This is a genomic window from Pseudoalteromonas sp. PS5 (assembly GCF_004103255.1).
GTDB lineage: Bacteria > Pseudomonadota > Gammaproteobacteria > Enterobacterales > Alteromonadaceae > Pseudoalteromonas > Pseudoalteromonas peptidolytica.
Window position 1 is genome coordinate 1 of sequence record NZ_RCSQ01000203.1, and the last position, 6,893, is coordinate 6,893.

Annotated in this window: 4 protein-coding genes; 2 read left to right on the forward strand and 2 right to left on the reverse strand. The window is 42.2% G+C overall.

All coding sequences use genetic code 11. The features are described from left to right. Window positions 1-117 precede the first annotated feature (117 nt). Complete coding sequence (locus D9603_RS20030; protein ID WP_128732645.1) at window positions 118-366, reverse strand: YkgJ family cysteine cluster protein; 249 nt, start codon at window positions 364-366, stop codon at window positions 118-120. 236 nt (window positions 367-602) lie between these two features. Here D9603_RS20030 and D9603_RS20035 point away from each other — a divergent pair, with 236 nt between their 5' ends. Both D9603_RS20035 and D9603_RS20040 read left to right on the forward strand, forming a co-directional pair. Beyond that, window positions 603-1,778, forward strand: a complete 1,176-nt coding sequence (locus D9603_RS20035) for an efflux RND transporter periplasmic adaptor subunit (protein ID WP_128732646.1) — start codon at window positions 603-605, stop codon at window positions 1,776-1,778. Between the two features lie 6 nt (window positions 1,779-1,784). After that, window positions 1,785-4,946 carry an efflux RND transporter permease subunit gene (locus D9603_RS20040; protein ID WP_170178658.1) on the forward strand — a complete coding sequence of 1,054 codons (3,162 nt, stop codon included), beginning with the start codon at window positions 1,785-1,787 and terminating at the stop codon, window positions 4,944-4,946. A gap of 320 nt (window positions 4,947-5,266) precedes the next feature. Here D9603_RS20040 and D9603_RS20045 read toward each other — a convergent pair whose 3' ends face one another. Beyond that, window positions 5,267-6,481 (reverse strand): pyridoxal phosphate-dependent aminotransferase, encoded by a 1,215-nt coding sequence (locus D9603_RS20045; RefSeq protein WP_125252679.1) that lies wholly within the window; start codon window positions 6,479-6,481, stop codon window positions 5,267-5,269. Window positions 6,482-6,893: the final 412 nt, after the last annotated feature.

Genomic DNA, 6,893 nt, shown 5'->3' on the forward strand with positions numbered 1-6,893 from the left:
GTAGGTACCTTGGCGATAGCAGGACGCGGTAGCGGGGTTATCAACAAGATTTTCTCGCCTCAACATAAACCACTTAATTAAGAAAATTGGTATAAAAGCCGACAAACTCCAGCCAAACTAGGTCAGTAACTCAAGTTCAGTAATAATTTTCATCGCGGCCTCATTTGAATCACCACATACATCCCTCATGGGTTTAAATTGAAGACAAACAGGGGGGCGTTCGGGCTTATTAAACAATTTACAAAGGTTGTTTTCATCAAGCTGAATACACCGCTGCCCAGCTACTTTACCGTTAGGCATACCCGGGATAGGCGTTGAAATGCTCGGTGCAATGCAACAAGCCCCACAGCCAAGTCTACAGTCCATCTAGCTTCTCACTAAAATTCTCATCAATTGTGCATTTTATCGAAAAATTGCCATTTCGTAAAAACTTCCATATTGCTACTGAATGTAACGATTAATTTAGGTACGCAAAGCTTTGTTACATATTCCCGTAGGATTTAAACACCTCGACATAACTATTCGCGTATCCTTAAGCTTATCGATGATCCAGAGCCGTTAATCTGGATTATTAAAAATCATTCAACAGGAAGGATTTTAACGTGGCTAGTAAAAAACAAATCATTCTACCGGTTGCCGTTCTCGCGGTGGGTATTGCAGCGGCTGTTGCTATGTCTGCAATGAAACAGCCTCCAGAAGAAAAACCAGAGGAAATCACTCTTCCACTGGTGCAGGTTCAACCAATTGAAGTTGCACCAGTTCGACTTAACGTCTCCTCGTACGGTGTCGTCGCACCTAAGTATAGTACAGAATTAGTTGCTCAAGTGAGCGGTCAAGTTATTGATCTTGATGAGAAGTTTGTAAAAGGCGGTTTTGTTAAAGAAGGAGATATACTGGCGCGTATCGACCCTAATGACTACGAAGCTGCGCTTATTGAGGCCGAGGCTTCATTGGCACAGGCAAGTTCAGCGCTAGAAATAGAACAAGCTCAAGTGCAGGTTGCCAAAGCTGAGTGGCAACGAATAACCGCCAACGCGAATGAAAAAATCCCGTCAGAGCTTTATTTAAGAAAGCCACAGCTTGCAGAAAAGCTAGCGCGCTTTAAAGCAGCACAGGCTGCGGTAAAACGTGCCAAGCGCAACTTAGAACGTACTTATATCCGCGCCCCTTACGATGCAATTATTGAGTCTCGTACTGTCAGTCTTGGTAGTGTAGTAAACCCAGGTAATGGGTTTGGTAAACTGAATGCAACTTCTGTCGCAGAAGTTAGACTCCCCGTAGCAGACAAAGAACTGCAATACCTACCCCAACAAGGTGTAGGTGCAGAAGTAATGTTAACCGCCGACGTGGCAGGACAGTCAATGAGCTGGAAAGGACAAATTGTTCGTAGTGAAGGAGTAATTGATAACAAAAGCCGGATGACATACCTTGTGGCTCAAGTTGAGCAACCTTATAGTCATTTGCTAAAACCACTTAGGTTTGGTGCTTACATTAATGCTGAAATTCAAGGTCTATTAATTGAAAATGCAACACTTATCCCTCACCACTTAGTTAAATCTGGGCGCGTAGCGACGCTCGATGACCAAGATAAACTCAGCTATAAAAAACTTAACATCATCCGTGAATATAACGGTATGGTCGTTGTAAATAATGGCGTTAGCGCCGGTCAACAGCTTATCACCTCAGCCCTAGATTACCCTTCAGAGGGAATGCAGCTACGCATAGATGATGCTTCCATGCAAAGTGCCAACACACAGCTGGCACTTAAAGAGGAGTAAGTGATTATGCAAAGCACAGAAAAAGGCCTAATCGCTTGGTTTGCAAGAAACCCGGTCGCTGCCAACCTACTGATGATTTTTATTATCGTAGGAGGACTGCTCACCGCATTCTCAATTCGCAAGCAGATGTTTCCGCAATACGACAGTAATTGGATTAGTGTCCAAGCTGTATACCCTGGTGCAGCACCTCAAGAAGTCGAAGAAGGTATCACCATAAAAATCGAGGAATCCATGGAAGGACTCGAAGGAATAAAACGACTAATTACTTACTCAAACCGAGGTTACTCTCAAACATGGATAGAGGTGGATGAACAGTACGACACCAAAGAGGTTCTTGATGAAGTAAAAATGCAAGTTGATGCTGTATCAACATTCCCTTCGGGTATGGAGCGCCCTATTGTTCGCCATGACAAAGCAACACAAGAGGTGATGTGGCTATCATTGAATGGCGATCTCACTCCTCATGATCTCAAAGAACTGGGTAATCGTATTCACGAGGAGATGCTATCACTCCCTGGTGTCAACCTAGTGCGCTTTGATGGCGGGCTGGATTACGAAATATCAATAGAGATAAGCCCCGATAAAATGCGTGAATATGGGCTGAGCTTTAGAGCCGTTGCTGATGCCGTTAAAAACTTTTCAGCAAACATGTCCGCAGGACAAATCCGTTCTGAAAATGGTTACATTTCAATGCGCGTCGAAAATCAAGCATACCGTGGTGATGAATTTAGAAAACTCCCCCTGTTGACTCTACCGGATGGCGCGCAAGTCTATTTAGGTGATGTAGCCATCATTAATGATGGTTTTGAAGAAGGTTTACAGTACTCGAAATACAATGGTAAAAATTCTCTTGTATTTGAGGTGAGTGCCTCTAAAGATCAGGACATTACCAAAGTCGCCTCTGTGATAAAAAATTATTTGGAGGCTAAAAAAGGCGCTTTACCACAAGGTGTTGAACTAGAACCATTTATTGATTTGACCTACTACCTAAATGGCCGCCTTAACATGATGTTAGAGAATATGGCGCTTGGTGGCGTATTGGTTATGTTAATGCTTGCGCTATTCTTACGTGTTCGTCTAGCATTTTGGGTTATGATGGGGCTGCCAGTGAGTTTTTTGGGGGCATTTTTGATGATGCCTATTGGCTTTTTAGACGTCACAATTAACTTAGCCTCACTGTTTGCATTTATCCTTGTGTTAGGAATTGTAGTCGATGACGCCATTGTTGTTGGTGAGTCCGCACACGCAGAAATCGAAAAACATGGTCATAGCTTAGATAATGTTGTTCGAGGAGTGAAGCGAGTCGCAATTCCTGCAACGTTTGGAGTACTGACAACAGTTGCTGCATTTTTGCCACAAACCCTAGCAACAGGGCCAACAGCTGCATTTTCTAAAGCCATTGGTGGCGTTATTATTCTCTGTTTGTTGTTTTCTTTGGTTGAATCTAAGCTAGTTTTACCTGCCCACTTAGCAGCAATGAAGGACAAGCCTAGTAACCCAAAAAATCCGTTTCATCGGTTAAGAGAAAAGATGGATCGTGGCTTACAAAGTCTTATCGAAAACAGCTATCGACCATTTATTAACCGCTGTATCCATTACCGTTATACCGTTATTGTTGGGTTTTTGGCTGTACTTATTGTCAGTGCAGGAATGTTTGCTGGTGGCTTAGTTAAGTTTGTTGCTAACCCTAAAATTCCACACGACTTTCCAAGAATTTCTATTGATATGAACTTATCGTCATCAGAAACAGCAACTTTGAACTCGATCCAAAAGATAGAACAGATGGTGCTTAGTGTTGATAAAGAAATCGAAGCTGAATATGGGAAAAAGATGATCCGTGATTATATGGTCAACATGAATGGCCGTACCAGTGCTAACATCATGGTTATCTTAGTTGAACCAGACGCTCGTCCAATCGACACTTTTGCATTGAGTGCTAAGTGGCGTGATGCAATGCCCACGCTGCCTGGAGTGAAGTCGTTAAACATTCAAGACAGTATTATGAATGGTGGACGTGATGACGGCGATATTAGCTTTAGATTAGAAGGTAGAGAAAAGGCTGCACTACAAGAAGTCGCTGCTAAATTAAAAGATAAATTAGCCACCATCGAAGGGGTTGGTGACATTAACGACTCGATGCAATCTGCAACCGATGAAGTGCAATTAGAGCTTAAGCCACTGGCCTACAGTCTTGGGCTCACTTTGGCGGACGTCGCCTCTCAGGTTAACTTCAGTTACTATGGTCTTGAAGCTCAACGTATCTTACGCGATGGTGAAGAGATTAAAGTGATGATCCGTTATCCAAAAGAACATCGTGATACAATTAGTGACATCCAAGATGTTCGCATCTTAACACCACAAGGCGCTGAAGTTCCGCTAGTTGAAGTCGCTAATGTAAAACTAGTCGATGGTGTTAATCGTATCCGTCGCGAGAATGCCAAACGCACTATCAACGTATGGGCTTCAGTAGATACAGAAGTAGCTCAGCCATTTGAAATTGCTAAACAAATTCGTGATGAATACTTACCTAGTTTACTCAAAAATTATCCAAGTGTACAAAGTGCTGTTGCTGGGCGAGTTCAAGAAGAGATGGATAGTGTTGCCGAGCAAATTCGCGATTTTGCGCTCTCGTTGATGATCATCTTTGCCTTACTCGCAATACCACTGCGCTCTTACTCACAACCACTTATTATCATGTCGGTTATCCCATTTGGAGTAGTTGGTGCAGTATTTGGTCATATGGTTTTAGGGATGACCATGAGTAGCCTATCTTTCTTTGGGATCATCGCAGTTGCTGGTGTCGTGGTGAATGATTCCCTCGTTATGGTCGATTTCGTCAATAAAGCACGCGATGCAGGAACTAGCTTGAAAGATGCAGCGGTTGAAGCCGGCTGCAAACGCTTTAGAGCGATTCTCTTAACGTCGCTTACCACGTTTATCGGTTTGGTACCTATCATTATGGAGACTAGTTTACAGGCTAAGATAGTGATCCCGATGGCTGTTTCGCTGGCCTTTGGTGTACTCTTCGCCACAGTGATCACATTGGTGCTTATTCCATGTCAGTATGTTGCGCTGGAGGATATTAAACGCCTTGGTCGCAAGTGGCTCAAAAAAGACGGGCATGAGCAATCAAAGGTAACAACTGAGTTGAAATCTAACACCAATTAAATTCTGAGCATTTCGTTTGGATTGGGGTGAACTACCCCTCTTCGAATTTTAGTTCTAAAAATATATTTACATTACTAGCCCACCAAAAAGCTCGGAAACTTTTCCGAGCTTTTTATCGTTTGTAAAATGCGTTCTGCAAAGTATGAGTTAGTTAGCTAATTACCCGAGTCTCAGGTTAAGTAAATAATCTATTTTGAGGCAAAAAAATTGCTTTTTAGTTGTTCTAAATAAGAAACTATTAACACACCTCATGCCAGATTTACTCCTTTAAAATTAAGGAGGTATTAAAAATTAATTGGTATTAACTCACTTCTATGCTTTTACTGACGATAGTGAGCAAAGAAGCGCTTTATTCGCTCCATTGAAGGCACTAAATCGTCTTTATGTGGTAAGAACACCAGTCTAAAATGATCCGCTGTTGGCCAATTAAAAGCCCGCCCATGAACCAGCAAGATTTTTTCTTCTTTTAGTAAATCCAGCACCATACGTTCATCATTTTTAATATTAAAGCGCTGCATGTCTACCTTGGGAAAAGCATACAGTGCGCCTTTGGGCTTCACGCAGCTTATCCCTTCAATGTCATTCAGGCCATTGAACGCAATATCACGCTGTTCATACAATCGTCCCCCGGGTTCTACAAGCTGATCGATAGACTGGATCCCACCTAGCGCCTGCTGAATTGCAAACTGTGCAGGCACATTTGCACAAAGCCGCATGGAGGCCAACATTTCAAGTCCGGTGGTGAGATCTTGCATAACCGAAAGTTTCCCACTTAATACCATCCACCCCATGCGGATCCCCGCAGCTCTATATGTTTTGGCAAGACCATTAAACGTGATCACTGGAATATCGTCACATAAACTAGCTATCGAAAAGTGCTCGGCATTGTCATAAAGAATTTTTTCGTATATTTCATCACTTAACAGTAAAAGCTTGTGCTCTCTGGCGATATTAATGAGAGATTCAAGAAGCGCCTTATCGTAAACTGCACCTGTGGGATTGTTTGGATTAATAAGGACAAGTGCTTTTGTTTTACTTGTGATTTTACTTTTTATATCTTCAATATCCGGAAACCAATCTTGTTGCTCATCACAAAGGTAGTGAACCGGTTCACCTCCTGATAACTTCACTGCAGCTGTCCAAAGTGGATAGTCTGGTGCAGGGATTAACACTTCATCTGCATCATTAAGTAACGCTTGTGCCGTCATTTGAATTAGCTCACTAACACCGTTACCAATAAAAATATTATCGACGCTTATATTCGGGAAGCTTTTTTGTTGATAGTACTGATAGACAGCCACTCTGGCAGAATATAACCCCTTCGAGTCGCAGTATCCTTGTGCCGAGTAAAGGTTCTTTATAATGTCTCGGTGCATATCCTCTGGCATATCAAAGCCAAACGCAGCAGGGTTACCAATATTTAGCTTGAGCACTTTCATGCCCTCATCTTCCATCTTTTTTGCCTGCTCTAAAACTGGGCCACGAATGTCGTAACTTACCCCATTTAATTTATTACTTTTTGTTATTTGTAGCATTTATTCCCCCCTCAATTTGCTCAAGCATATATCACAATGCTGTATTAATGCTACGCTGGCAATCACTTTTTGTGCGGTAAAAATTACTACAAGATACGGAGTATTAGACAAGTACTGACTGACGACAATGACCAAAGCTGAGCACTATGTTGTTTCAACCTCAGCAAGCAATATTTAGGATGTAATGGTAATAATCTGACTTGGCGTTGAACGATACCATACGTGGCATTAGTGCTCTGTCGATTTTTAAGCAAAAAATATAACTAAACACGTTGTTTTGAACGACGCGGGATGAACATTCTGACCCAAAAAGGAAAAAGAGGTCGTATCACCGACCTATACTCAGTCTCATACCAATTTGCTTAATTAAGTGGTCTGTTTTGAGGCGAGGAAATCTTGTCGATAACTAGGC